This window comes from Pedobacter ginsenosidimutans, from assembly GCF_001442625.1.
In the GTDB taxonomy this organism is placed as follows: domain Bacteria; phylum Bacteroidota; class Bacteroidia; order Sphingobacteriales; family Sphingobacteriaceae; genus Pedobacter; species Pedobacter ginsenosidimutans.
Genome location: NZ_LMZQ01000002.1, coordinates 146,126 through 169,897 on the forward strand (window position 1 = coordinate 146,126; position 23,772 = coordinate 169,897).

The 23,772-nt window shown below is 37.5% G+C and carries 23 protein-coding genes; 7 read left to right on the forward strand and 16 right to left on the reverse strand.

The window, feature by feature from the left end:
• Positions 1-39 precede the first annotated feature (39 nt).
• Positions 40-699 (forward strand): phosphatidylserine decarboxylase family protein, encoded by a 660-nt coding sequence (locus tag ASU31_RS03225; RefSeq protein WP_057930962.1) that lies wholly within the window; start codon positions 40-42, stop codon positions 697-699.
• A gap of 297 nt (positions 700-996) precedes the next feature.
• Here ASU31_RS03225 and ASU31_RS03230 read toward each other — a convergent pair whose 3' ends face one another.
• The 9 genes from ASU31_RS03230 to ASU31_RS03270 all read right to left on the reverse strand — a co-directional run bounded on the left by ASU31_RS03230 (position 997) and on the right by ASU31_RS03270 (position 8,122).
• Positions 997-2,172 carry a mechanosensitive ion channel family protein gene (locus tag ASU31_RS03230; protein ID WP_057930963.1) on the reverse strand — a complete coding sequence of 392 codons (1,176 nt, stop codon included), beginning with the start codon at positions 2,170-2,172 and terminating at the stop codon, positions 997-999.
• Positions 2,173-2,242: 70 nt separating this feature from the next.
• On the reverse strand, positions 2,243-2,590 hold the full coding sequence (rplS, locus tag ASU31_RS03235) for a 50S ribosomal protein L19 (protein ID WP_057930964.1): 348 nt from the start codon (positions 2,588-2,590) through the stop codon (positions 2,243-2,245).
• A gap of 232 nt (positions 2,591-2,822) precedes the next feature.
• The gene (locus ASU31_RS03240) at positions 2,823-3,311 is read right to left on the reverse strand and encodes a hypothetical protein (RefSeq protein WP_057930965.1); all 489 of its coding nucleotides are present in this window, start codon (positions 3,309-3,311) and stop codon (positions 2,823-2,825) included.
• Between the two features lie 114 nt (positions 3,312-3,425).
• Positions 3,426-5,207, reverse strand: coding sequence for a sensor histidine kinase (locus ASU31_RS03245; RefSeq protein ID WP_057930966.1), 1,782 nt, complete (start codon positions 5,205-5,207; stop codon positions 3,426-3,428).
• Complete coding sequence (locus tag ASU31_RS03250; RefSeq protein WP_057930967.1) at positions 5,185-5,820, reverse strand: response regulator; 636 nt, start codon at positions 5,818-5,820, stop codon at positions 5,185-5,187. The genes ASU31_RS03245 and ASU31_RS03250 overlap by 23 nt, the downstream gene beginning before the upstream one ends.
• Before the next feature lie 64 nt (positions 5,821-5,884).
• Complete coding sequence (trmD, locus tag ASU31_RS03255) at positions 5,885-6,559, reverse strand: tRNA (guanosine(37)-N1)-methyltransferase TrmD (RefSeq protein WP_056850557.1); 675 nt, start codon at positions 6,557-6,559, stop codon at positions 5,885-5,887.
• A 105-nt stretch (positions 6,560-6,664) separates the two neighbouring features.
• Positions 6,665-6,799, reverse strand: a complete 135-nt coding sequence (locus tag ASU31_RS28040) for a helix-turn-helix transcriptional regulator (RefSeq protein ID WP_425339028.1) — start codon at positions 6,797-6,799, stop codon at positions 6,665-6,667.
• Positions 6,800-6,853: 54 nt separating this feature from the next.
• Positions 6,854-7,381, reverse strand: coding sequence for a ribosome maturation factor RimM (rimM, locus tag ASU31_RS03265; protein WP_057930969.1), 528 nt, complete (start codon positions 7,379-7,381; stop codon positions 6,854-6,856).
• A 168-nt stretch (positions 7,382-7,549) separates the two neighbouring features.
• Complete coding sequence (locus ASU31_RS03270) at positions 7,550-8,122, reverse strand: 30S ribosomal protein S16 (RefSeq protein ID WP_057930970.1); 573 nt, start codon at positions 8,120-8,122, stop codon at positions 7,550-7,552.
• A gap of 143 nt (positions 8,123-8,265) precedes the next feature.
• Here ASU31_RS03270 and ASU31_RS03275 point away from each other — a divergent pair, with 143 nt between their 5' ends.
• Complete coding sequence (locus tag ASU31_RS03275; RefSeq protein WP_057930971.1) at positions 8,266-8,787, forward strand: 5' nucleotidase, NT5C type; 522 nt, start codon at positions 8,266-8,268, stop codon at positions 8,785-8,787.
• A 61-nt stretch (positions 8,788-8,848) separates the two neighbouring features.
• Here ASU31_RS03275 and ASU31_RS03280 read toward each other — a convergent pair whose 3' ends face one another.
• Positions 8,849-11,941, reverse strand: coding sequence for a VIT domain-containing protein (locus ASU31_RS03280; protein ID WP_057930972.1), 3,093 nt, complete (start codon positions 11,939-11,941; stop codon positions 8,849-8,851).
• A 176-nt stretch (positions 11,942-12,117) separates the two neighbouring features.
• On the opposite strand from ASU31_RS03280, the gene ASU31_RS03285 reads away from it, so the two are divergent.
• Positions 12,118-12,441, forward strand: a complete 324-nt coding sequence (locus tag ASU31_RS03285; protein WP_029274899.1) for a heavy metal-binding domain-containing protein — start codon at positions 12,118-12,120, stop codon at positions 12,439-12,441.
• Positions 12,442-12,526: 85 nt separating this feature from the next.
• Here the strand turns inward: ASU31_RS03285 and pfkA are convergent, their stop codons facing one another.
• From pfkA to ASU31_RS03305, 4 genes are all read right to left on the reverse strand, one after another.
• Entirely contained in the window at positions 12,527-13,510 is a 984-nt protein-coding gene (gene pfkA, locus ASU31_RS03290; RefSeq protein ID WP_057931089.1) for a 6-phosphofructokinase, read from the reverse strand.
• Positions 13,503-15,197, reverse strand: a complete 1,695-nt coding sequence (locus ASU31_RS03295) for a protein-disulfide reductase DsbD family protein (protein WP_057930973.1) — start codon at positions 15,195-15,197, stop codon at positions 13,503-13,505. Before ASU31_RS03295 ends, pfkA begins: the two co-directional genes overlap by 8 nt.
• 150 nt (positions 15,198-15,347) lie before the next feature.
• Positions 15,348-15,797, reverse strand: coding sequence for a protein-disulfide reductase DsbD domain-containing protein (locus ASU31_RS03300; RefSeq protein WP_057930974.1), 450 nt, complete (start codon positions 15,795-15,797; stop codon positions 15,348-15,350).
• A gap of 7 nt (positions 15,798-15,804) precedes the next feature.
• Complete coding sequence (locus ASU31_RS03305; RefSeq protein WP_057930975.1) at positions 15,805-16,581, reverse strand: biotin--[acetyl-CoA-carboxylase] ligase; 777 nt, start codon at positions 16,579-16,581, stop codon at positions 15,805-15,807.
• A 44-nt stretch (positions 16,582-16,625) separates the two neighbouring features.
• On the opposite strand from ASU31_RS03305, the gene rsfS reads away from it, so the two are divergent.
• The 3 genes from rsfS to ASU31_RS03320 all read left to right on the forward strand — a co-directional run bounded on the left by rsfS (position 16,626) and on the right by ASU31_RS03320 (position 19,752).
• Positions 16,626-17,000, forward strand: a complete 375-nt coding sequence (rsfS, locus tag ASU31_RS03310) for a ribosome silencing factor (protein WP_057930976.1) — start codon at positions 16,626-16,628, stop codon at positions 16,998-17,000.
• 27 nt (positions 17,001-17,027) lie between these two features.
• Positions 17,028-19,043, forward strand: a complete 2,016-nt coding sequence (gene ftsH, locus ASU31_RS03315; protein WP_057930977.1) for an ATP-dependent zinc metalloprotease FtsH — start codon at positions 17,028-17,030, stop codon at positions 19,041-19,043.
• Positions 19,044-19,107: 64 nt separating this feature from the next.
• Positions 19,108-19,752 carry a LutC/YkgG family protein gene (locus ASU31_RS03320; RefSeq protein WP_057930978.1) on the forward strand — a complete coding sequence of 215 codons (645 nt, stop codon included), beginning with the start codon at positions 19,108-19,110 and terminating at the stop codon, positions 19,750-19,752.
• Between the two features lie 63 nt (positions 19,753-19,815).
• Here ASU31_RS03320 and ASU31_RS03325 read toward each other — a convergent pair whose 3' ends face one another.
• Entirely contained in the window at positions 19,816-20,799 is a 984-nt protein-coding gene (locus ASU31_RS03325; protein WP_057930979.1) for a cell envelope integrity TolA family protein, read from the reverse strand.
• Positions 20,800-21,069: 270 nt separating this feature from the next.
• Between ASU31_RS03325 and ASU31_RS03330 the strand changes: the two genes are divergently transcribed.
• Complete coding sequence (locus tag ASU31_RS03330; RefSeq protein ID WP_057930980.1) at positions 21,070-22,146, forward strand: 3-oxoacyl-ACP synthase III family protein; 1,077 nt, start codon at positions 21,070-21,072, stop codon at positions 22,144-22,146.
• Here ASU31_RS03330 and ASU31_RS03335 read toward each other — a convergent pair.
• A complete protein-coding gene (locus tag ASU31_RS03335; RefSeq protein WP_057930981.1) occupies positions 22,143-23,630 on the reverse strand; it encodes a YfgM family protein in 1,488 nt (495 codons plus the stop codon). The genes ASU31_RS03330 and ASU31_RS03335 overlap by 4 nt on opposite strands.
• Between the last annotated feature and the right edge of the window lie 142 nt (positions 23,631-23,772).

Here is a 23,772-nt window from a genome sequence, read left to right on the forward strand (position 1 = left end):
ATTTATTTTTTGCACCTTTGCCCAATAATTTCTAAAACAATGACCATACATAAAGAAGGCTACACCACCATTGCCTTAAGCATATTGTTTATCTTCGTAATCAACGCAGTAGTCGATTATAAATATCACAACATTACCTGGTTGCGGTGGTTCATTTATATCTTTTCAGCAGCATTATTTATTATTGTACTGCAGTTTTTCCGTAACCCAAGCCGCAGCTTTTCTTCAGGCGAAAATCTGGTAATCTGCCCGGCGGATGGCAAAGTTGTGGTAATTGAAGAAACAGAAGAGGGTGAATATTTTAAAGATAAACGTTTACAGGTTTCGATTTTTATGTCGCCAATAAATGTTCACATTAACCGTAATCCAATTTCTGGAGTGGTGAAGTTCTTCAAATATCACCCGGGAAAATACCTTGCTGCATGGAATCCAAAATCATCAACAGAGAATGAACGTACTACAACTGTTGTAGAGCATAAAAATGGTACCCCCGTATTGTTCCGTCAAATTGCCGGTGCTTTGGCCCGCAGAATTGTATGGTATGTAAAAGAAGGCGATCAGGTAGTACAAACTGAACAATTTGGTTTCATTAAATTCGGATCGAGGGTTGATGTGTTTTTACCAGTAGGGACAAAAGTTAACGTGGAGCTTAACCAGGTTGTAAAGGGAGGAATCACTACCCTGGCGACTTTAAGTTAAGGATATAATATTTTAAAAGAAGCCGGTTTAGTTAATGCTAAATCGGCTTCTTCGTTCATTTTACAAATATTTAGATGGTAATTTATATCCCTTTAGGATATTCTATACATATTCTAATTTAGTCGTCACTCTGAATTCATTTCAGGGTCTATTTTGCAGGAAAGATGCTGACCACGAAGTAGCTACAAAACAATTGAAAACACTATCCTACTTGTAAAATAAATTCAGCATGACGATCATCGTCTAAGCAGATAGTTAAATTAATAAATATTAATCGGATGCAGGGTATGTAATCACTTAATCCATAGCATCATTACCTACCTCTTCATTATTACCTGCAGGAGCTAACCTATCGCTAATTAAGCGTTGTGTAGGATAGGCAAAATCCGACTTATTACGGATAACGATATCCATAATTTCAAGGTTGATCTCTTGTCTGATTTTAAGGAATTCGGTATAATTTAACACGGTTACAAAATAGTTAATCTCTACATTTAAACCCGAATCGCCAAAGCTCTTAAAGGAAGCATTTCCATCATCACTGGTGCCTTGATGATTATTGATGTAACTTTCTATCTCGGTAATAATTTTTCTAAGTGATTCCGAATTGGTTTCGTAAGTAAGCCCGATGATAAAAGATACCTTGCGCGAATTCCTCAATGAAAGGTTTTCTAAAACACCATCAATCATACCTCTATTAGGTATAGTAGCCATCGTTTTTTCAGAGGTTCTGATCCTCGTGCTTCTAAAACCTACTTTTTCAACTGTTCCTTCCACACCATCAACCTTTACCAGATCGCCTACGGTAAAAGGCTTATCTAAAAAAATGGTGAATGAACCTATTAAGTTTTCTAAGCTCTCTTTAGCAGCCAAAGCAATGGCAATACCGCCAATACCCAATCCTGTAATCAGCGTTAATACATTAACCTCGAAAACAAAACCCAGAAGGGTGAAAAAACCGATAAAGATTACAATCGTTTTAAACAGCTCTTTTAGAAAAGGCACCAGCTGATCGTCGGCCTTATTATCTGTAAGCGAAGCTTTATAAAGAAGCACATGGCTAATAAAGTCGATTATCCTTAAAATAATCCAAAAAATAGATAGGATGATCCCAAACAAAAATATCCGGTCAATACAGTCGCCAATCGTTACAGGTATTAACTCTTTAACCTTACCAATTAATTTGCTGTAATGGAATACAGCTACCTCCAGCGGGTGTTTTAGCTGGTTGATGGATAGATAAAGGGTGGTTAACAGAATAAAAACCTCGATGGGTTTTACCAATAAGGCAACGAAAGCATCATTATGTGATTGATTTGAAAAGTTTCTGAAAAGCTTAAACAGCAACCTGCTTAACAGCTTAGAAACAATGTTCTTAAAAACTAGGCCTAAAAAAAGTATGCCTCCGAAAAGGAAGTAGGCTTTTACGGTATTGCCCCAAAACACTTGGTCGAAAAAAGCAGAATCTAACATTTAACAAAGGTACAAACAAAAAAACCTCCACGAAATTAATCGTGAAGGCTATATCTTATAATAAAGAATATTATTTTCTCAAAGATTTGATACGAGCAGCTTTACCAGTTAAAGCGCGTAAATAGAACAATTTCGCTCTACGAACTTTACCATAGCTATTCACTTCTACTTTCTCAATGTTTGGAGAACTAAAAGGGAAAATACGCTCAACACCAACGCCGTTGCTCATTTTACGAACGGTGAAGGTTTCATTAGCACCTGCACTGTTACGTTGTATTACAACACCTTGGTAAATTTGAACACGTTCTTTATTACCTTCGCGAATTTTATAGTGTACGCTCACTGTATCGCCAGACTTGAACGCAGGAAAATCTTTTTTCGCGATGGCCTGCTCTTCAACAAATTTTACTAAATCCATGATTTTAAGCTATTAAACCAACTTTCTTTACCTTGAAAATCGGATTGCAATATTAGGGATTTTTTTTCATATAAAAAAACCTATTTTAATTTTTTCCACAATCTTTATGAATTCCACATTCGATTGTGCTAAATGCTTCTATTCCAAAAGATCAGGAGAGCACTTATTCGCGAATATATCGCGAAATTTAGTGTTCAAATATCCTGAGGTAAAATATTACCTATTGATGGTATCAAGTGTGAATAATACAATTAGGCAATGTTTCTTCCGCTTTTATTATCTTTTCTAAAATGGAATCCCGACTTTCTTCCACCCCTTCGTCGTGAGGCGAGATATGCAGTTCTTTAAGGTTTTTTAAATCTTTTAAAACCATTATATCTTCTAAGCGGATTTTAGTCCTCCAGATATCGAGATATTCCAGATCGGTCAGTTTATTCAGATAAGGCAGGCACGCTTTGGTAATATTTTCATGCTTCATCAGGGTTAAATCTTTAAGTTGCCTGACATTGCTGATCAATTTCACCCCCTCATCGGTTACCCTCGTTTCTTTCAAATAAATACTTCCCATAACCGAAACTTTGGCAAAAAGCATGGCTAAATACGCATCATCAACCAACGAATCGATACTGGTAAAACCTGGCAGTTCTGTAGGGATATTTTTCGCTTCGGTAATATGCCCAAAATGCCACCAGAACTGTTTTTCTGCGCCCCTGAGTTTCATTTTATTAAAGGGTGTATTGCTTTTATTAAGCTAAAGTATGCTAAAGATACCCAGGCAAAAATACCCAATAAAGGGTATATTTACATATGCAGAACTCATGAAAACAGTTACAGACTAGCGATTGGATGGGATATTGATCTGAATAATAGTGCCCTCGTTCTTAACACTACTGATTTCAAAATTACCTTTATAATAATTTACTCTCTTTTCGATATTTTCGAGCCCAAAACCCTTACTCGTTTTCTGCAGATCAAAGCCGAGCCCATCATCAGTAAATTGAAAATGGTAATTTTTGGGATATTTATAAAGTTCGATGGTGATTAACTCAGCATTACCATGTTTAATGGCATTGTTTATAACCTCAAGTGCGATAAGATATAAATCGTAAATCCATTTTTCATCAATTTTATCAGGAAAATCATAACAGAAAAGCTCAATTTTTGCATCTGTTAAACCTGCGTTCAGGCTTGAGATCTGGCTTTGTAAACTAGATATCAAAGCACCTTCATCAAGTGCTTTCGGCAGTATTTTATGAGATATTTCTCTGATATCCTCGGCCAGTTCGTTTATGGTTTGCTTGGCAAGCCCAGCATTCTTCATGTCAAAAAGATGAATAATATGGGCAATTTTGCTACCTACATTGTCGTGAATAATGTTAGCGATGTTCCTCCGCTCACGCAGCTGAACCTCACTAATGGCCCTCAACGAACTTTCTTTTTCGAAAATAACCTGTTGCATCAGCTCGTTGTTCTTCAAAAAAATATCAATGTAATTTCTTGATAAAACGTACCCGAACAAAAACACTTCATAAAGACTGATAAACAACATCCAATTATCGCCCAGCGATTTTGGAATAATTTCAAATGTTTTTAAAATTAAACAGGCACCCCATACAAACTGTGGAGCAAAGGCAAGAAGTGCATAAATAGCCTGGGTTTTTTCAATTTTTAGATGTGTTAATGCCGCCCAGAAAAGTACGACGATAGAAGCCAGGAATATAATGTAGCCCAACACAAAAAAGTAGCGAAATTCAAAGTCCTTGTAAAACACCAATAAGGAAATCGAAATTAAAATCAGCAAAAAGTTTATGCCTCCCAGGACTATAATTAATTTGTGCTTAATGGGTTGATTTTCTTTCAGCTTTAAAAAATGTCCAAGAAAAATACTCAAAGCAATATACCAAAGCGCTCCAGTGAAAACCCTGCACTCGCTAAAAAACCTAAACTCGGGAAATAAAACATGCTTAGCGAAATTGGTTGTAATCGCCGTATAAAAGGCCGTTAGTATAGAATAACCAATGTAATAAACATAAAGTCTGTCTTTAGTCATGAAAAACAATATTCCATTGATCATGAGCAGCAAAAACACCATCCCGATAAAAAAGGAAGTCAATGCTGTTTTTTGAGATGATTTGCCTTCCAAATAAGCCTGATCTTCCAAACTATAAGAAAAATCTAAATAGGAAGTTTCTTTTTTAACCCGTACCCAAAGTAACCTTTCTTCACCTGGCTGCAGATTAAGCTCAAATGCCAGGGTTTCAATAAACGGACTCTGGCTAATCGTTCTATCTCCAATGGTTTTAATTAATCTACCATCATAAAGGCTAAGACTATCGATATGGTTATTGTTAAAACATAACCATGTTTTGGCACTTTGTGAAGCACTTAAATTTTTCACAATAAATCTGCACCATACGGCTGCATCTTTATTATAGCCGATATTAACCTTGCTATTCTGCTTAAACGGCTGAAATTTTTGTTGTTGGAGCGTCCTGCTCGTCCATGATGAATTTTGGTCTACAGTATAGCTGGATACTACCGATATTGATTTGTTTGTGGTTTGTGCACAAGAGAGTAGCGGGAATAGCAAAAAGCTAATCAAGTAAATTATTCTCATGAGCAAACTTAATGAGCGAACTGCTGTTGTTGATTTCCAACTTCCGGTGGATGTTCTTCCGATGGGTAGTTACGGTTGTTATGCTGATAAATAGGACTTCAGCAATTTCTTTACTGGTTAATCCTTTGATGATTAATTTAATAATTTCCTTTTCCTGTCTGGATATCCGGAATTTATTGACAATTGAACCATCAATGGCACTATACACACTCTCGCCTTTTTTATAACTTTTATTGGTATAAAACGTTGTGTCATTATTTGATTCGATAACACAAACAAGCTCTTCGGCAGGTGTTTCTTTTTTCAGGAAAGCATTTACACCCAGTTTCTTTGCCTTTTGAATCAGAAAATCTTCATAATAAGCTGTAAGAACAATTATTTTGGTGTTTTTCAGTTGAGATTTGAACTCTTCAATCAAAACAAATCCATCAAAGTGGTTAATATTTAAATCACAAATGAAAACATCAGGAATGTTTTGCATTAAATGGTTTCTGCAGGAATGTACATCGCTGAATTTAAAAATGACATAGTTGTTCCCGGTATTTTTAAGCAATTCGGAAATGCCGTTTAAAAAAAGTAAATGGTCATCACAAATGACGATCTGTTTGGGCATATTATCGGGAACTAGAAGCGTTTCTCCTAAAATAGAATTTACCTTTATAATTTACAAGGAAATTTTATTCCAAAAGGTCAGGACGGCGGGTTTTAGTTCGCTCCAATGCCTGTTCGTGCCTCCATTCGTTCACCTTAGCTTCATGACCGCTTAATAAAACATCTGGCACCTTATGTCCACGCCAGTCTGCCGGGCGGGTATAAACCGGTGCATCAAGCAGTTCTCCCTGAAAGCTATCAGATAGAGCAGAAGTCTCATCATTTAAAACCCCTGGGATTAAACGCACAACAGCATCTACCACAATTGCAGCAGGCAGCTCTCCTCCACTCAAAACATAATCACCAACCGATATCTCCCTCGTTACAAAGATATCTCTTATACGCTGATCTATGCCCTTATAATGGCCGCATAAAATAATGATGTTCTTTTTAATAGAAAGTTCGTTAGCTGTGCTCTGGTTTAAAGTAACGCCATCAGGGCTCATGAAAATAATTTCATCGTATTCTCTTTCTGCCTGAAGCTTTTCGATACAGGCCGCAAAAGGCTCAATACTCATTACCATACCGCTCCCCCCGCCATACTGGTAATCGTCTACACTTTTTTGTTTGTTGGTGGCATAATCCCTCAGGTTATGAACAACAATTTCGGCTATGCCTTTTTTTTGCGCACGTTGCAAAATAGAATGAGCAAACGGACTTTCCAATAAAGCGGGCAAAACTGTTATAATATCGAAACGCATAACGCAAAGGTAAGTCTTTAGTCTGAAGTCTCTAGTCCGAAGGCGATTTTTTGAGGGGATCATTAGTCTCCTTCTTCTAAATCGAATATTTCCTCGACCGGTTGATTAAAAACCCTTGCCATTTTTTAAAGCCAATACTGTTGATGGGATATACTTTCCTGATTCGATCGTATTAATGGTCTGCCTCGAAACCCGGATCAGGCCTGCAAGTTCTGCCTGTGTAATGTTTTTAATGGCAATTGTTTTATTTTACAAAAACACACTTAACAGTAATAAGAAAATATTTTTAATTTTTTAGCTTTCCAGATAAATATCCAGCAAACCTTGCGGTAAATCGAGGGTTAGTGTTTTTTCATCCTCATCGTATTCTACAATGAAATCTTCATTTAGCGGGAACAGGATTTCGGTTTCTTTATACATCACTGTTGCGACAAATTGTTGCGGATATTCGTTTACTTCCAAAATTTCGCCCAATTCGCCCAAAGTTTCATCTATTGCTAAATAGCCTTTAAAATCGGTATAGAAAAATTCTCCTTCTTCTCGTTCGGGCATTTGCGATAGGGGCAGGTATAATTTCTTTTTTAACAGCGGCTGCACTTTATCGATATGATCAGCATCATCAAAATTAAAGTAGCCTGTTTTATTGGCCTGCAGTTTTGCCGAAGCCACAAAATAAGGCACAAGCTTACCGTTCATATCGGCAAATACCACATCAAATTCGAGTTGTTCGTATTCATCAAATTCGAAAAATACCTGAACTTCTCCCTTTAAACCCCGTGTTTTGGTAACGTAACCTATATAAAATGCTTCTTCGTGTTTCATACCCCAAATTAAACGTCACCCTAACCTGTAGCATAGCGAAAAGCTACGCAGTAATTTATTTCAGGGTCTTCCCAGAAAGATGCTGAAACAAGTTCAGCATGACGAACTGTAAATAAAAATAGCGTTCCGAAATTCGGAACGCTATTTTATAAGACAAAATAATTAAAATTATTCTGCTCCTTCTTCTTTAGTAGCTTCTGCTGCAGGAGCTTCTTCAGTTGCTTCAGCTTCAACAGCTGGTGCTTCTTCTGTAGCTTCTTCTTCAACAACTTCTTCTGCAACTGGTGCATTTTTAGCTGCGATAGCTGCTGCTTTATCTTCTTTTTTCTTAGCTTCTGCTGCTAACGCTGCTTTACGCGCATCTGCTTTAGAAGTAGCTAAACCTTCTGATTTACCAGAAATTTTACCTGCTTTAACATCTAACCAAGCTGCAAATTTTTCATCTGCCTGTTCTTGAGTTAAAGCTCCTTTTTTAACACCACCTTCTAAGTGTTTTTTGTATAAAACACCTTTGTAAGAAAGGATAGCACGAGCAGTATCAGTAGGTTGTGCACCACTGTTTACCCAAGCTAAAGTTTTTTCGAAGTTAATTTCGATGGTTGCAGGATTGGTGTTCGGGTTGTAAGAACCTAAACGCTCAATAAATTTACCATCACGTGGAGAGCGAGAATCTGCTACCACAACGTGGAAAAAAGGTTTTCCTTTTTTACCGAATCTTTGCAATCTGATTTTAGTTGCCATTTCTTTTTGTATTTATGTATTCAACATAGTTCCCGGAGCTTCATGCTGCGGGGCTGCAAAGATAACTAAAATACTGTAAATTAAAAACATAGTTTAATTTCTTTGTTTTCAGGATATTTGCGCCGAAATATTTGCAGATACAAATGGAAAGAATTGCGATTGATATGGACGAGGTAATTGCCGATGCCATTGGAAAATTCATTAAACTATATAACCGGGATTTTAACGTTCCTTTAGACTTAAAAATTGATGCCGGAAACGAAATCTATCACCATGTTCCGCAAGATGTTAACCAGAAATGGTTCGAATATATAAACGAGCCTGGTTTTTTCCGCGATCTTGAGGTTATTGCTGATAGCCAACGGGTAATTAAGGCTTTACAGGAGAAGTATGATGTTTATATTGTTTCGGCGGCGATGGAGTTCCGTAATTCATTGGTTGATAAGTACGATTGGATGGCCGAACATTTTCCTTTCATCGATTGGCAGCATATTATGTTCTGCGGAAATAAAATTGTGAATGTTGATATTATAATCGACGACCGTATTAAAAACTTTGTGAATTTTGCCGGCAGGCCATTGTTATTTACCTCACCACATAATTTACTTGTAACTGAATACGAACGTGTAAATACCTGGGAGGAAGTAGCGGGCTTATTACTATAATATTAATTCATAGGGGTCGACTTAAGTCGACGCCTATGAATGCAATTAATCAATATAATCCCTAAAAATTAAATTCCCCCACCAGGTTTCCACCACTACTTCCAGCCGCCATAGGCAATACAATTACTTTCCGCTGCTGTTTGCCTGTGGCATATCGGGTATAAATCTCGGCAGTTACGGTTGTTGGTCCGCTGATGTTAATCTGCCGATCACCGTAATAGTTAACTTCGATTTTATATTTTCCCTTTATTGCTTTTTTGATCATAAATTGCTCAGGGCCATAACCTGAAGTAAAATCGTTGCTGATCCTGCCGCCTATTTTTGTTCTCGAATTTCCATAAAATCCCTTTTCACCAGTTGGGTCGGTTAACCAGAGATCGATATCGGTATCATTTTTATTCCAGTTGAGTACTACGCGCACATCTACTGGCAAAGGCTGGATTAATCGCTTATCAATCCCTTTTGTACTCAAGATATTGCCATGTTTGGCAATCAGGTTATTGATTTCAGATATTACAATCTCCTCAATTCCTTGGTCTCTGTCGGCAATCTGGCTGTTATAACTTTGGGTAAGTACCTTATACAAGTTGTCCAATGCGGTTTGATATTGCCCATTATCTGCCAGGGCTAAAGCATAATCTCGGTAACTTTGAGCATCCATTGGTCGCCACTGCAAAACTTTTTCGGTGATAAAAATCTCATCCTTATAATTACCCGTTTGTTTTAATTTGTAAGCCAGTGTTTTGTACAGATCGGCATTTTCCAGCTCCAGATCAGCAATATTACTTAAAATGCTCAGTGCCCTAACGCTATCTTTCTGTTGGTAAAACCAATTGGCCACATCGAAATAAAACATAGGTGTACTGATGTATTTCGGGCGTATTTTCAAATAAGCCTGATAAGCACTGTCTGGTTTTCCAACGAGGTTTTTCATGTAATCTTTATCACTTTTAAATTCAGGGATAACAATGGCGGGTTGTTTCGGAAATGGCCTTGACTTTATTCCCCCAGCTTGAACACCCGCAACTTTACCCTCAAGAAAACCACTTGAACTCCCAATAATGGCATTGCTATAACTTTCGGACACCGTCGTCACGGATGCACTTAAGCTACTCCTTTTCTGCTGAGTAGCTTTCCCTACAACCACCACTTCATTTAATTGATTTGTTTCTTTATCTCTTCTGGCAGCTCCAGTAGCTGGGGCAAGAGCTACAGCTTGTGGCATAGGTGGAACTACCATTTCAGCTGCTTTCGCAGCTTCTCTTCGTGGCCCCTCACCAACAGGTTCAGCCATTACAATATTAGCACTAGGATCTCCATGTACATCCCTTTGCCCTGGATCAGGGTACCTCTCTTTATTCTTTCCTGGTTCTTTATAGTAGAAATCGGTATTCCACCAGGCTTTTAGTTCTTTGGTCATGGCTACCGCAGCATTGATCAAATCTTGCTTACGTTCTAAAATGGCCGTCCTCCGTTGCTTCAAAACCGCATTATAGGCTTGTTGCAATTCAACAGGGGGCATAATGTCATAACGTAAATAATCATCTAAGTTTTCTAAAACAATAAGGCTGGTATTACGGGTAACAATACCAAACTGTTTGCTCAAAACACTAATATCATCCTTATTATCTTCAAATTGAATGTCCATTTCAGCAATTTTCTTCTGCGCCCAAACACGGCTAACATCAATACTGCTTAAAGTATGCTCAGTAGCATTTAACCGAACAACTTGTTCTGAAACAACAGTATTTCCAAAACCAAACTGCAATGTAAATTCCGTATTAAACTCATTCATAATACCGGCTAAAGAGAAATGTCCGTTTACATTTACTTTCATTGAAGGATAAGTTTGCCTTACATCTCCTCCGTTTTTTATGCCTAAAAACTGAAGGTTTTGCTGATTCAATTGTTTAAAAGCCTCGGCAACGGAAGTGGAATTGAGGTTTACAAATTGCCCTCCGGTTTTCATACTGATAAACTTTAATGTGCTATAATCTGCTTTAAGCGCTGTGTTGATACAATGAACCGGTTTATTTAAGCTAACCGTATTTTTTCCGAATGTTGATAGTCCGTCAGTAAATAAAATGTATTCATCAGCGGGTATCGATCTTGCATTTATCGCGCTGAAATTCGTTCCACCGTCATAAACTAAATTTTTCAATTTCTCCCTCAATGCTGACCAGTTACCACTCGAGATGACAAAAGTGCCTGCGTTCTTAAAGCCATTGTTAATCAGGCCTAACTGTATGGTTAAATTTTGTTTTTGTTTGATAATCAAATCCAGCAGTTCTATCTCCCGCTCTGTATTACGCTGAAGACCACTTAAAGAAACATCCCAGATCAAACCGATTTGGTTAGCCCACTGCTTTTGACGGGTATCGGTTTTAGGAAAAACATTAACCAAAAAATAATAACCTGATGATGCCTTTTGCATTTGTACCTCAGGCAGGTCATTCCGTTTGGGCAGATTAATAGTCAGCCCCTTTTTAGGCTTATAATTGCTTTTATTGATCTCTCCAACATAGGTATTTCCGTTGGCTTTTAAATCAAAACTGCCGTCTGGCTGTTCACCTAGTTCTGGTTTTACGATACTTTCGAAAACAGTAGTTTTTAACGCAAAATTTTCAATGGCCTGGTTATAATCTAAAGGCAAGTGATACTTTAAAACATTTTTATTATTAAAACTTAACTCTTCTTCATAACCTACAATTATGGTTCTGCTCCCATTTGCAGGTAAGGGGTAAATCCTGGTACGGAAATTATTTCCTTCTACTTTCTCCAATAAACCCGGATCAACTCTCCGCCGTTCAATGCTTTCGAAAACCTCCGTTGCTTTCGCTTTTTCTACCGGAACAGCCTCACGCATCTTTCCGTTTATATCTAAAGCGTAACGGCTAATGCTTACCCCTTCGGGCATGGGGAATGTTAATTCGCCCTCCAAAATGCGGTTACTGTTATTGTGGAAGGTCATCGTCATTACCGTTGTGGCAATATTTCCGGTAATCTGCACATCGATATTTAACTTTTTAAGTTTAATTGCATCTTTTTGCTCATTGGTTTCGGCCTGCTGTACCTTTAAAACAGGCATTTGTGCCTGAACAAAAAATATAACCAATAATAAGGGAAGGATGAGTAAGGTTTTAGATGGTCTCATAACTGTAATTTTAAATAGTGATGCAAAACCATTAGCGATTACATAAATTTATTTTCGGAGCCTTATCTTTTTTTTGCTTTAGGAAGTAAAAAACATTTTAGAAAATCTAAAATGGGCTTTTCTAAAAAAATGTAACATTTCTAAAAAAAATTGTTCTAATTATTAAAACTGAAACTATGTTAGTAACCACAACGCCTTCAGTTGAGGGCAGAAAAATTGTAAAATATATAGGTCTTGTTACCGGAGAAACCATTATTGGTGCAAATATTTTTAAAGATTTATTTGCTGGCATAACAGATATAGTAGGGGGCAGATCGAGTTCTTATGAACGCGTTTTACGAGAGGGGAAAGATACAGCAGTGAACGAAATGCAGCAATATGCAGCCGCTCTTGGTGCAAATGCTATTGTTGGTGTTGATTTAGATTACGAAACGGTAGGAAGCGGTGGCAGCATGTTAATGGTAAGCGCCAATGGTACAGCTGTAATTTTAGAAGATTAAGAAATTTGCTTATTGCGAAAACTAAGCAAAAACAAGAAAGTCTTTCCGGTGCGGGAAAGACTTTTCTTTTATATCCTATTATCGTTTAAAACGAAAGAATGTCAATTAGTTTTAACCATTTAGAGCTCACCTTCTCAGCATTAATGTGCTTTATCGCATGATCAAAAGGGGTAAAAACAATTTCACGGTTAATCTGGCCAGCCATCACACCACTTTCACCATTAATTAAACCCTCTACAGCAGCAACACCTAATCTACTTGCCAAAACACGATCCATACAGGTCGGTTTTCCACCACGCTGAATATGTCCTAAAACAGAAACTTTAGTATCGTAATGGGGGTATTTTTCCTGCAGAATTTCGCCAACCTTAAATGCGCCACCGGTATCATCACCTTCAGCAACGATAATAATTTTCGAGGCTTTATCTTTACGGCTATGTTCCAGTTTATGCAAAATGTCGTTTGCATTCATGTTTGCTTCAGGGATCATAATCGCTTCGGCGCCTACACCGATTCCGCTTCTTAAAGCAATTAACCCGGAGTCGCGGCCCATTACCTCTACTATAAAAAGCCTGTCGTGCGATTCGGCTGTATCTCTGATCCTATCCACCGCGTCGATAACGGTATTAATGGCAGAGTCGTAACCAATGGTAAAATCTGTTCCGGCTAAATCGTTATCAATAGTACCAGGCAAACCAACAATGGGAAAATCGAACTCTTTTGAAAAAATATTTGCGCCCGTAAATGTTCCATCACCACCAATTACAACCAAGGCATCAATTCCATTGGATTTCAGATTTTCGTATGCTTTTTTTCTGCCTTCTACGGTTTTGAATGCTTCGCTACGGGCTGTTTTTAAAATAGTACCTCCGCGTTGAATAATGTTTGCTACAGATTTGCGGTCCATAGGGATAAAATCATTGTTGATCAACCCTTCGTACCCACGGATAAACCCGGTTACTTCGATATCATAATAAATTGAGGCTCTTACTACGGCCCTGATTGCGGCATTCATGCCTGGCGAATCTCCGCCAGAGGTTAAAACACCAATATTCTTAATCTTATTCATTTGTTTGTTTCTTGGCAAATCCTGATAATCCATTATCCAGATATTGCAAATATTTATCTATATTAAATTCTACTCCGATAGGAGGCGAAACTAATTCTTTTTCATCAGTACCCAAAAGTACATAATATGGTTGCGAAATGGTATTAAATCTTTCGGCCTGCAAATGTTTAAATTTTTTACCAACCGTATTTACTTTCGTTCCTAAAATTTTAGAGTCAAATTGTTCAGCAACTGGTAAATCAGTTTTATCATCCGTGTAAAGTGATACAACAATATAATCTTCTTTTAATTTTTTAAGCACTCTCGCGTCAGACCAAACTCTTGCTTCCATTTCACGGCAATTTACACAGCCATGACCTGTAAAATCAAGGAATAGCGGTTTTTTTACCTGCTTTGCGTAAGCCAACGCTTCCTGGTAATCAAAAAATCCATCAATATTGTGCGGAATATGCAGGAATTCAGCATATTTACGTTTAGCATGGCCAGTTGTTGTTGTTTGGTTTGATCCACCACCACTATCTTGTCCGATCACAAAATCCTGAGTAGAAAGCGGAGGGACCAGTGCACTTACGGCTTTTAAAGGAGCTCCCCATAGGCCCGGAATTAAATATATCGCAAACACGAAAGTAGCGGTTGCAATAAATAACCTTGGCACTGAAACATAAGGGAGATCACTATCGTGAGAAAATTTGATTTTCCCTAATAAATAAACCCCTAAGATTAACGCAAGTACAATCCAAATAGCCAAGAAAATCTCTCTGTCCAATATACCCCAGTGATAAGCCAAATCGGCTGTTGAAAGGAATTTTAAAGATAAGCCCAGCTCTAAAAAGCCAAGAAAAACCTTAATGGAGTTTAACCACCCGCCAGATTTTGGCAGTCCCGTCATTAAACTAGGAAAAATGGCAAACATGGTAAAAATTACCGCTAGCGATAATGAGAAGCCGAACATTACCACAACAGGTGTTAGTAAATCGGTATTAATGGCAACTAAAGAGGTTCCGATCAATGGGCCCGTGCAAGAGAAGGAAACAACAGCTAAGGTTGCTGCCATGAAAAAGATTCCACTTAAACCTTTAGCATCCGATTTTGCATCAAGTTTATTTACAAAGGAACTTGGCAGGGTAATTTCGAAAGCACCTAAAAACGATACGCCGAAAACAATGAGTATAAGGAAGATGAAAATATTAAAAAATCCATCGGTAGATATTTCATTCAATGCACTGGCACCCCAGATCAGGGTAATAATTACGCCTAGACCAACATAAATTACAATGATCGATAAGCCGTAAATAATGGCACTTCTGATTCCTTTTGCTCTGCTTTCGGCCCTTTTGGTAAAAAAACCAACAGTAAGCGGAACCATAGGAAAAATACATGGAAGAAAAAAAGCGGCAATACCAGCTAAAAGGCCTAAACCAAAGGTTACCCAAAGCGATTGTTTTGGGGTATCTTTACCAGCTACCGTAGCTTTTTCTACTTTGGCCGTATCCTGTTTAAGGGTATCTTTTTCCGTTTTTACCTGGCTATTGGCTGCACTATCCTTTGCAGAACCTACTTCGGTAAAAACAATATCATCGGGAGGAGCAGTTGCTGTGGTATCCTGTGTTACCAGGGCATAACTTTTAACGGCAGGCAATGCAATAAACATTGTAGCCATTAACAACAATAATAAAACCTTTTTCATTTGTGTGTTTTGTGTGTGTATTTTTTGAAACCGTGAAATTAAGAATAATTTTAGAAACGATTTTTTATAAACCACTACAACACGTAGATTTTACTTTAAAAAGAAACAGTCCCGAAAATTCGGGACTGCTTGTAAATATTTTGATGTCAACTATTTAACCGGAACGCTGAACTCAACTTCTTCTGGCGGAAGACATTGTTTATCGTTACAAACCATAAACTCAACTTTTCCTTTAACAGCAGTTGTACCCTTATTTAATTTTACCTTTTGCTGGAAAATTACTGCTTTTTCGAAATAGCTTACATTCATTTTAAATGTACTTTCGTATTTAACAATTGCTTTAGGCTCGATTGTTTTACCAACAAGGCTAAAATCTTTAGAAGGGGTAAAAGTAAATGTAGTTTTTACCGGACCACCGTCTTTCACATTTTGCGAATAGATATGCCACCTATCCTCGATTGTAGCCTTTAAATATATAACAGCTTCATCTTTACTTATTTTCTTTGCAGAATAAGCCCAGGTAACCGGCTTTTCGATTTGGGCAAATGCACCGGCAATGGTAAAAAGTACCATCGAAAGCACTAGGGTGATTTTTTTCATTGTGTGTTTATTTTGTGTGTGTAAATTCTATTTCTTTAAAATTAAAGACTTTTAAGCCATTCGTTGTATCAACCATTAGCCTGCCATCATCTTCAACTCCTGTTATAGTACCTTCAAAAAATGCTCCATTTTGCATATACAACGCTGGAATGTTAAAGTTATAAAGCCTTGAAAGGTAATCATTTTGTAAAATACTATATTTACCAGCCCTCAAAATTAAGTAGTATTTTTCCATAAATATGAATAATTTATCCATAATATCCATTAAAGATACATCTCTTTGTAAAATTTGAATGACGGAAGTAGCACGTTGGCTAATGCTATCCGAAAATTCGGATTGATTAATATTTAAACCAATGCCAATTACTGATGATTTAATAGAATTGCCTGTCAGTGTATTTTCGATTAATATTCCGCCTAATTTCTTATTTTGATAATACAGATCATTAGGCCATTTTACTTTTATCCCGTCCGGAACAAAACAGGATAAAGCATCACTAACGGCTAAACTAACGGCTATATTTAAATAAAACTGCTTATTAAGGGGCAAGAAAGAAGGTTTTAAATAAATGCTTGTGCTTATATTTTTTCCTGCCTGTGTTTGCCAAACGCTTTCCTGCTGTCCTCTTCCGGCAAACTGATTATCTGCCATAATTACAGTCCCTTCGGCTAATGGCTCGGATTTTGACACCAAATCTTTTAAAAAGTTATTAGTAGAATCAACTTCTTTTAATTTGATTAAATTTTGACCAACAAATAGTGTCGAAAAAGTGTTATTTTGCAAGTGTTGAATTTATAATATTGTAATTCCAAAATTAAAGCATTTTAATGGTAAAAAAGAAAATAGTAGCCCTTTCTACATACCTTTCTGAGTTAGCCGTTCACGGCATACAGGAAAAAAAAGGAGAAGATATAGTGCGGTTAGATCTTAGAAATATACATACCTCAGTGGCTGATTACTTTATTATTGCGAGCGCCAACTCTGGTACTCAGGTAAAAGCTATTGCCGATAGTGTAGAAAAAGAAATATATAAAGCCACTCAGGCCGATCCAAGACATAAAGAAGGTTTCGAATCAGCAGATTGGATTATTCTTGATTATTTCGATGTGGTTGTGCACATTTTTAAAACCGAAAAGCGCCACTTTTATGGCATAGAAGAACTTTGGGGGGATGCTGAAAGCACAAATTATCAAAGCGCATAACCTATAGAACCATTTTGACAAAGACAAATGAACGACAATCAAAATACCAACGAAAAACAAGGAAAAAGAATTCCAAATATCCCTAAAAAACCACAAAAAGGATCGAAATTTAATATTTTCTGGGTGTATGCGGCCATTATTATAGCCATTATTGCAGCACAGTTTTTATTTACTACCGATGGCGGTAAAGAAGTTACCTATCAAAAGTTTGAACAACAGATGTTACTTAAAGGTGATGTTCAGAAAGTTGTTGCTTATAAATCAGACGATTTAGTACGGGTAGAGGTTTACATCAAAAAAGATAGCCTAAAAAAACCATTATACGATGCATATAAAAGTAGTGGCACTTTTAGTGTAAATAACACAGCTAGCCCTGTTGTATATTTCAATGCCGGTACAATGGATGGCCTTGATAAACAACTTGCAGATTCGCAAAAAGACCTTCCTGCTAACCAACCAAGGGTATTGGCAGAAAAAACCAGTCGCAGCAATCCGTTAGCGAGCTGGTTCTTAAGTATCATTTTACCTGTATTGCTTTTAATCGGTTTCTGGATCTTTATGATGCGCAGAATGGGCGGTGGTGCAGGCGGTGGCGGTCAGATCTTCAGTATCGGAAAATCAAAAGCAACTTTATTCGATAAAGAAAGCCAGGTAAACATTACGTTCAACGATGTTGCAGGTTTAGAAGAAGCAAAAACAGAGGTAATGGAAATTGTAGATTTCCTTAAAAATCCTAAAAAATATACCGATTTAGGTGGAAAGATCCCTAAAGGTGCTTTACTTGTAGGTTCGCCTGGTACCGGTAAAACCTTATTGGCTAAAGCTGTTGCAGGCGAGGCTCAGGTTCCTTTCTTCTCGCTGTCAGGATCTGATTTTGTAGAGATGTTTGTAGGGGTAGGTGCATCTCGTGTTCGCGACTTATTTAAACAAGCAAAAGATAAATCGCCATGTATCATCTTTATTGATGAGATTGATGCTATTGGCCGTGCGCGTGGTAAAAACGGTGTAATGGGTGGAAATGATGAACGCGAAAACACCTTAAACCAACTTTTAGTTGAAATGGATGGTTTTGGCACGAATACACACGTTATTATTTTAGCCGCTACCAACCGTGCTGATGTTTTAGATAAGGCTTTATTAAGGGCAGGCAGGTTCGACAGACAGATTTATGTTGATTTACCGGATGTTATCGAGCGTAAACAAATTTTCGAAGTTCACATCACTCCGCTTAAAAAATCAGAAGAGCTTGATACCGAATTTTTAGCAAAACAAACGCCAGGGTTCTCAGGAGCAGATATTGCAAATGTTTGTAACGAAGCGGCATTAATTGCTGCCCGTAAAAATAAATCGGCAGTTGATAAGCAAGATTTCTTAGATGCTGTTGATAGAATAGTTGGTGGTTTAGAAAAGAAAAACAAAATTATCACCCCAAGCGAAAAACGTGCTATTGCGATTCACGAGGCTGGTCACGCCACAGTGAGTTGGTTGTTAGAACATGCGGCGCCTTTAGTTAAGGTTACTATTGTACCGCGCGGACAGAGCTTAGGTGCAGCCTGGTATTTACCAGAAGAACGCTTAATTGTTCGCCCTCACCAAATGCTTGATGAAATGTGTGCAACTATGGGCGGTAGGGCAGCTGAAAAAGTGATGTTCGATACCATTTCTACCGGTGCACTTAGCGATTTAGAAAAAGTGAATAAACAAGCCAGAGCAATGGTTACCATTTATGGTTTGAACGATAAATTAGGAAATATTACTTATTATGATTCATCTGGTCAGAATGAGTATAATTTCTCTAAACCATATTCAGAAGATACTGCTTTAACTATCGACAAAGAAATTTCGGCATTAATTGAAGGCCAATACCAAAGAGCGATTAGTTTATTAGAAGAAAATAAGGATAAATTGATCCAATTGGCCGATATCCTGATCGAAAAAGAAGTTTTATTTAAAGACGATTTAGAAGTGATTTTTGGTAAACGATTATTCGAAAACCAAGGAGAAAGCGGAACCCCCGGACATATTACTCCGGTAGAAGCATAAATAAATAATTTCTATTATTACATTTGCTACCCTAGTTTAATAATTAGGGTAGCTTTTTTTTATAATGAAGGATAATACGACAGCGAAAGAACAAATACTAAAAAAGATAAGGAAAGCACTATTAGAAAAGCGCGAAAACCCTTATCCTAATTTAGAAGAAAGTCAATTGTATAAAAAAAATACAGATGAGCTAGAGGTATTATTTGCCGAACAGCTTACCGCTATATCTGGTAACTTTATCTTCTGCGAAGACGGTATTGATTTTTTTGAAAACATGCTGCAGTTGGCCGACAAGTTTAAATGGCGTAAAATATACTGCTGGGAACCAGAACTTCAACAATTTTTAAGCAAATACGAATTCCCTTTTTACCAAACCGATAAAGATTTTGAACAGGCAGAGGTAGGTATTACCCTTTGCGAAGCTTTGGTTGCCCGTAACGGAAGTGTAATGGTAAGCAATAGCGGTGCTGCCGGCAGGAGATTAAGCATTTTCCCACATCATCACATTGTGATCGCCAGAACCAGTCAGTTGGTTTTAGATCTTAAAGATGCTTTTCTGTTATTGAAGAACAAATATGGTAATCAAATCCCATCAATGATCAGTAATATTACTGGCCCAAGCAGAACTGCCGATATCGAAAAAACATTGGTTTTAGGCGCGCACGGGCCTAAAGAGCTTTTTGTGTTCTTGATTGATGATTTTAGTTAATGGGATGAGCAGATATACCCCTATTATCTTCCTGTATAAAACCCATCCCATTATACAATAAATCTATCTGGAACTCTGAAACCTTTTCACAACCAACTCGCCTGCAGCATTTATGCAATATATGTCTTCATCATAGTTAGAATATCTTCTTGATAGCACCGGTTTTAACCCTTCATCTTCCAGTTTATGGTGATCAAATGTCAAATAAAGTTCTACTCTAGAGCGATCTTTATCCAGAGTGATGGTTTTTTTCGTTTTTACATTGTAAATGTCAACATCCTGAATCCTTCTATAATTATAGCCCCAGCTAGAATCTTCCCCAAAATCCTTGCTTCTGCCAATCACAAAATAATCGTTCATTAAATGAAATATGGTACTGATGCTCTTATCATTAAAAAGCCGTTTTCCCTTCAGGTCAACTATATCTACAACCTTTCTCGTTTTACCATTGGTTAAGGTGTTTTCTTCATTCAAAATCACGATTCCTATATTCTTAGGGAAATTATTTTTATTGTCTCCAAAAGCAGCGAAAGTGCTTTCATAATCCTTGCTTTTTAAAACCGTATCACCATTTTCGTTCAAAAAATAGTTTAAGTTTTTACCACTCATCGACATTGATCCTGGATAATCGGCAAAAAACAATATATCTTTTGTGGGTTTAGATGGTACTTTTTTTACGGGCACTTCAGGCTTTTTGATCGCTGTTACAGGCATTTTTCCCATCGTTACGCGTACTTCGGTTACTTTATTTTTCTCTGCAGTCTCGGCCAGTTTCTTTTTAAAGTCTGCCTCCCTTTCAGCCTTAAGCTTTGCGTTTCTAATTTTGCCTGCTTCATAGGCAGCCTTATCATCCGCGATCTTCTTTTTGCGGGCATCCTCATTTTCCTTGTCACAAGCAGGGCACATCAGTTTTCCCTCCGCATTATTCCAGCCTTTGGGTGCAAATCTGCAGTTATAACGGGCATATTCGCTCTTCGAAACATGCGATTGGGCATTGGCTGCCTGTACCATAAACAGCAGCAAAACAATGGTCAAGAAATTTTTCATTTTATTTCGTTTAATTCATTGTAAAAATACCCGATCAACTAAACGATTTATATACCCTTTACTGGGTATATTTAGTACATGGTTTACAGACTAAATTCATGAATATATTAAGTAAAAATATGGCGCATAAGCTCAACGTAACCGGAAAAACAGGATTATTAAAATTCGCACTTGAAAATAAGCTCGGCTAATAATTTAATTTATTTTCGTTTCTCGAATATAATTGATATTTTTATACTACATACCGTTTTAGTATGCGGTATTATAATTATGAGCAGAGCAATAAATACGGTAATAACCGGTACTGGAAGTTATATTCCACAGAATATTATTTCTGGTAATGAATTCTTAAATTCGACGTTTTTTGAGAATGGGAATCTATTGGAGAAAGAGAATTCAGAGATCATTGATAAATTCTCTGAGATTACGGAAATCGTAGAAAGACGCTACGCCTGCCCCGAACAGTTAAGCAATCATATTGGCGCAAAGGCTGCTGAAAAAGCCATTGAAAATGCAGGAATCGATAAAGAAACCTTAGATTACATTATATTCTGTCATAATTTTGGCGATATCCCTTTAGGTAGCAACCGCATAGATATTTTGCCTTCTTTAGCTTCAAAGGTAAAACAACAATTAGGTATTCAAAATCCAGACTGTGTTGCCTACGACATCATTTTTGGTTGTCCGGGATGGGTTCAAGGTGCCATACAGGCAGATTATTATATTAAAAGCGGAGATGCGAAACGTGTTATGGTTATTGGTGCAGAAACCTTAAGCCGTATTATCGATCCACATGACCGTGATAGCATGATCTTTTCGGATGGTGCAGGCGCTGTAATTTTCGAGGCAGAAGAATCAGAAGAAAAAAGAGGAATACTGGCACATAAAACAGAAACGCATGCCGTAAACCATGGCAATTTATTAACCATGGGCAAGAGTTCCCATCCTGATGAAACCAATGGAAACCTCTATTTAAAAATGAACGGGCGTAAGCTGTACGAGTTTGCGGTAGTTCAGGTGCCTCAGGTGATTAAAAAGGCCATTGATAAAGCAGGCTTAAGTGTGGAAGATGTAAATATCGTATTTGTTCACCAGGCCAACGGAAAAATGGATACGGCTATCATGAAACGTCTGTTTAAGCTTTATGGCAAAGATACAGTGCCAGAAAACTTGGTCCCAATGACGATTTCATGGTTAGGAAACAGTTCAGTTGCCACCGTACCAACCTTATTAGACCTGGTATTAAAAGGTGAAGTTAAAGGCTATAAAGTTAAACCTGGCGATGTAGCTGTTTTTGCTTCAGTAGGAGCAGGGATGCACATTAATGCATTTATACACCGCTTCTAATTCGCTAACCGTTTTAATCCGGCCCTCGCTTGGCTTTCAATACTGTTTTCAAATTCATGATTTTTCATGGCAATGGCTGTATTGAAAGCCTCTTTTGCTTTCGCGTTATTTTTCCTTCTTTCGTAAACCTTACCCATCTGCACCGCAGCGTTGGCGGCAAAATAATATTTTAGATTTTTTCCTTCATTTATTGTCTCCTGATAAGCTGTTAATGCTTGATCGTCTTTCCCTAAATCATCATAAATTCTACCTAAACGGTAATTGAGTTCTGTTTTGTCTTTATCGCTGGCGTAATCTGTTACTTTCTTATCATCAAGGATCTGCAAGGCCCTGCTCAAATAACCACCATCAAACAATAACCGGGCTTTTAACAGGTCAATTGTTGGCGTTCCTGAAGCAGCTTCGGCTTTTGCCTGTTTATCTTTTTCCATGTAAGCGTATCCGTTTTTAACAGCCTTGGCAGCAAATGCCGCGTAAGCCGCTTTATCTCCCTTCAGAAGAGAGATCCAGCCCAAATGAAGGTAAGCATCCTTCACAAAGTTTACGCCCTTGGTTGCCTGCAGAAAGCGGTTAAAATAGATTCCCGAATTAAGATCCAATTTATTCAGGTGCGCAATACCTTCCAGATAATCTAAATAAGGAAAAGGCTGATAAACCCCTCCTTCAGGCCGCTTGGCTAAAATAGCTATAGCTTCTTCACTATGCCCGTTTTTAATGCATACATAACTCTGCAAATAACTTTTTAATAAACTGGTATCGGCAATCCGTTCGGTATATTTTATGGTCTTTGCATAGGCCTGTGGGCTATGCGCCACATCGGTTAACACATAGGCATAATAAAACACCACTTCTTCGTAAAAAGGCTCGTATGACGATTTTGGTAAATTATCAGCCAGTTTTTCGAACATATTTAATCCGTTTTGAAGGTTGCCTTTAATACCAAAGGTTGAAAGTGCTGTTTTTAAAGCTCCATCAGGAAGATTGCCCAAAACCGCGTTAATCAGCCCCAGGCCTTTTAGGTTAAGGTGAAAGTTAGGGAACTTCTTATTGTTTTCTTGCAGAAGACTGTTGGCTTTCTTAACTTCCATTGCAGCGTTAAAATATTCGCCAAAACGCCCGCGGATTAGCGCCCATTGCAAATTAATTTCTGCCTGCGCATACAGGTAGTACGGAGAACCTTTATCGTCATCACTTATTTGATCTAACCGTTTAGATTTATTCCCCTTTAGGCGATCAAAATCAGCTTTACTCTCAGATGTTAGGACTGTAAAATAATCTACATAGTTTTCTAAAAGTGGAATAATGGAATTATTGGGGTGCTGTTTTTTTTCGGTAGAGATATACGCTCTTGCATTGCCTAATTTAAGCTCGAATATACTTTTATAGGCATTTAAGCAATTGTTGTTAAAATCGAAATTTGCAAATAAAGACGCTGGAAGCAGGAGAAGAGCAGAAAACGCAAAAACAGGGAAGATTTTAGTCATTCGGGAATATATTTCAGTTTGATTCTGCGCTATAGCAACAGTAGTTCACATTTAAACAAATATCTACATTAAACGCTAAAATCATATTCTTGTTTTGTGTAAACGCCAGAAAATAGGTCTAAACAAAAAACGTCCCGATTAA

Excerpts from the sequence above, each read along its gene's own strand:
- ASU31_RS03225 (WP_057930962.1), top strand. The coding sequence starts at position 40 with ATGACCATACATAAAGAAGGCTACACCACCATTGCCTTAAGCATATTG.
- rplS (WP_057930964.1), bottom strand. The coding sequence starts at position 2,590 with ATGGATTTAGTAAAATTTGTTGAAGAGCAGGCCATCGCGAAAAAAGAT.
- ASU31_RS03270 (WP_057930970.1), bottom strand. The coding sequence starts at position 8,122 with ATGGCAACTAAAATCAGATTGCAAAGATTCGGTAAAAAAGGAAAACCT.
- rsfS (WP_057930976.1), top strand. The coding sequence starts at position 16,626 with ATGGTAAAAAAGAAAATAGTAGCCCTTTCTACATACCTTTCTGAGTTA.
- ASU31_RS03280 (WP_057930972.1), bottom strand. The coding sequence starts at position 11,941 with ATGAGACCATCTAAAACCTTACTCATCCTTCCCTTATTATTGGTTATA.
- ASU31_RS03250 (WP_057930967.1), bottom strand. The coding sequence starts at position 5,820 with ATGCCCAAACAGATCGTCATTTGTGATGACCATTTACTTTTTTTAAAC.
- ASU31_RS03285 (WP_029274899.1), top strand. The coding sequence starts at position 12,118 with ATGTTAGTAACCACAACGCCTTCAGTTGAGGGCAGAAAAATTGTAAAA.
- trmD (WP_056850557.1), bottom strand. The coding sequence starts at position 6,559 with ATGCGTTTCGATATTATAACAGTTTTGCCCGCTTTATTGGAAAGTCCG.
- ASU31_RS03240 (WP_057930965.1), bottom strand. The coding sequence starts at position 3,311 with ATGAAACTCAGGGGCGCAGAAAAACAGTTCTGGTGGCATTTTGGGCAT.
- ASU31_RS03230 (WP_057930963.1), bottom strand. The coding sequence starts at position 2,172 with ATGTTAGATTCTGCTTTTTTCGACCAAGTGTTTTGGGGCAATACCGTA.
- ASU31_RS03335 (WP_057930981.1), bottom strand. The coding sequence starts at position 23,630 with ATGACTAAAATCTTCCCTGTTTTTGCGTTTTCTGCTCTTCTCCTGCTT.
- rimM (WP_057930969.1), bottom strand. The coding sequence starts at position 7,381 with ATGAAACACGAAGAAGCATTTTATATAGGTTACGTTACCAAAACACGG.
- ASU31_RS03300 (WP_057930974.1), bottom strand. The coding sequence starts at position 15,797 with ATGAAAAAAATCACCCTAGTGCTTTCGATGGTACTTTTTACCATTGCC.
- ftsH (WP_057930977.1), top strand. The coding sequence starts at position 17,028 with ATGAACGACAATCAAAATACCAACGAAAAACAAGGAAAAAGAATTCCA.
- ASU31_RS03330 (WP_057930980.1), top strand. The coding sequence starts at position 21,070 with ATGAGCAGAGCAATAAATACGGTAATAACCGGTACTGGAAGTTATATT.
- ASU31_RS03275 (WP_057930971.1), top strand. The coding sequence starts at position 8,266 with ATGGAAAGAATTGCGATTGATATGGACGAGGTAATTGCCGATGCCATT.
- ASU31_RS03325 (WP_057930979.1), bottom strand. The coding sequence starts at position 20,799 with ATGAAAAATTTCTTGACCATTGTTTTGCTGCTGTTTATGGTACAGGCA.
- ASU31_RS03320 (WP_057930978.1), top strand. The coding sequence starts at position 19,108 with ATGAAGGATAATACGACAGCGAAAGAACAAATACTAAAAAAGATAAGG.
- ASU31_RS03295 (WP_057930973.1), bottom strand. The coding sequence starts at position 15,197 with ATGAAAAAGGTTTTATTATTGTTGTTAATGGCTACAATGTTTATTGCA.
- pfkA (WP_057931089.1), bottom strand. The coding sequence starts at position 13,510 with ATGAATAAGATTAAGAATATTGGTGTTTTAACCTCTGGCGGAGATTCG.
- ASU31_RS03245 (WP_057930966.1), bottom strand. The coding sequence starts at position 5,207 with ATGAGAATAATTTACTTGATTAGCTTTTTGCTATTCCCGCTACTCTCT.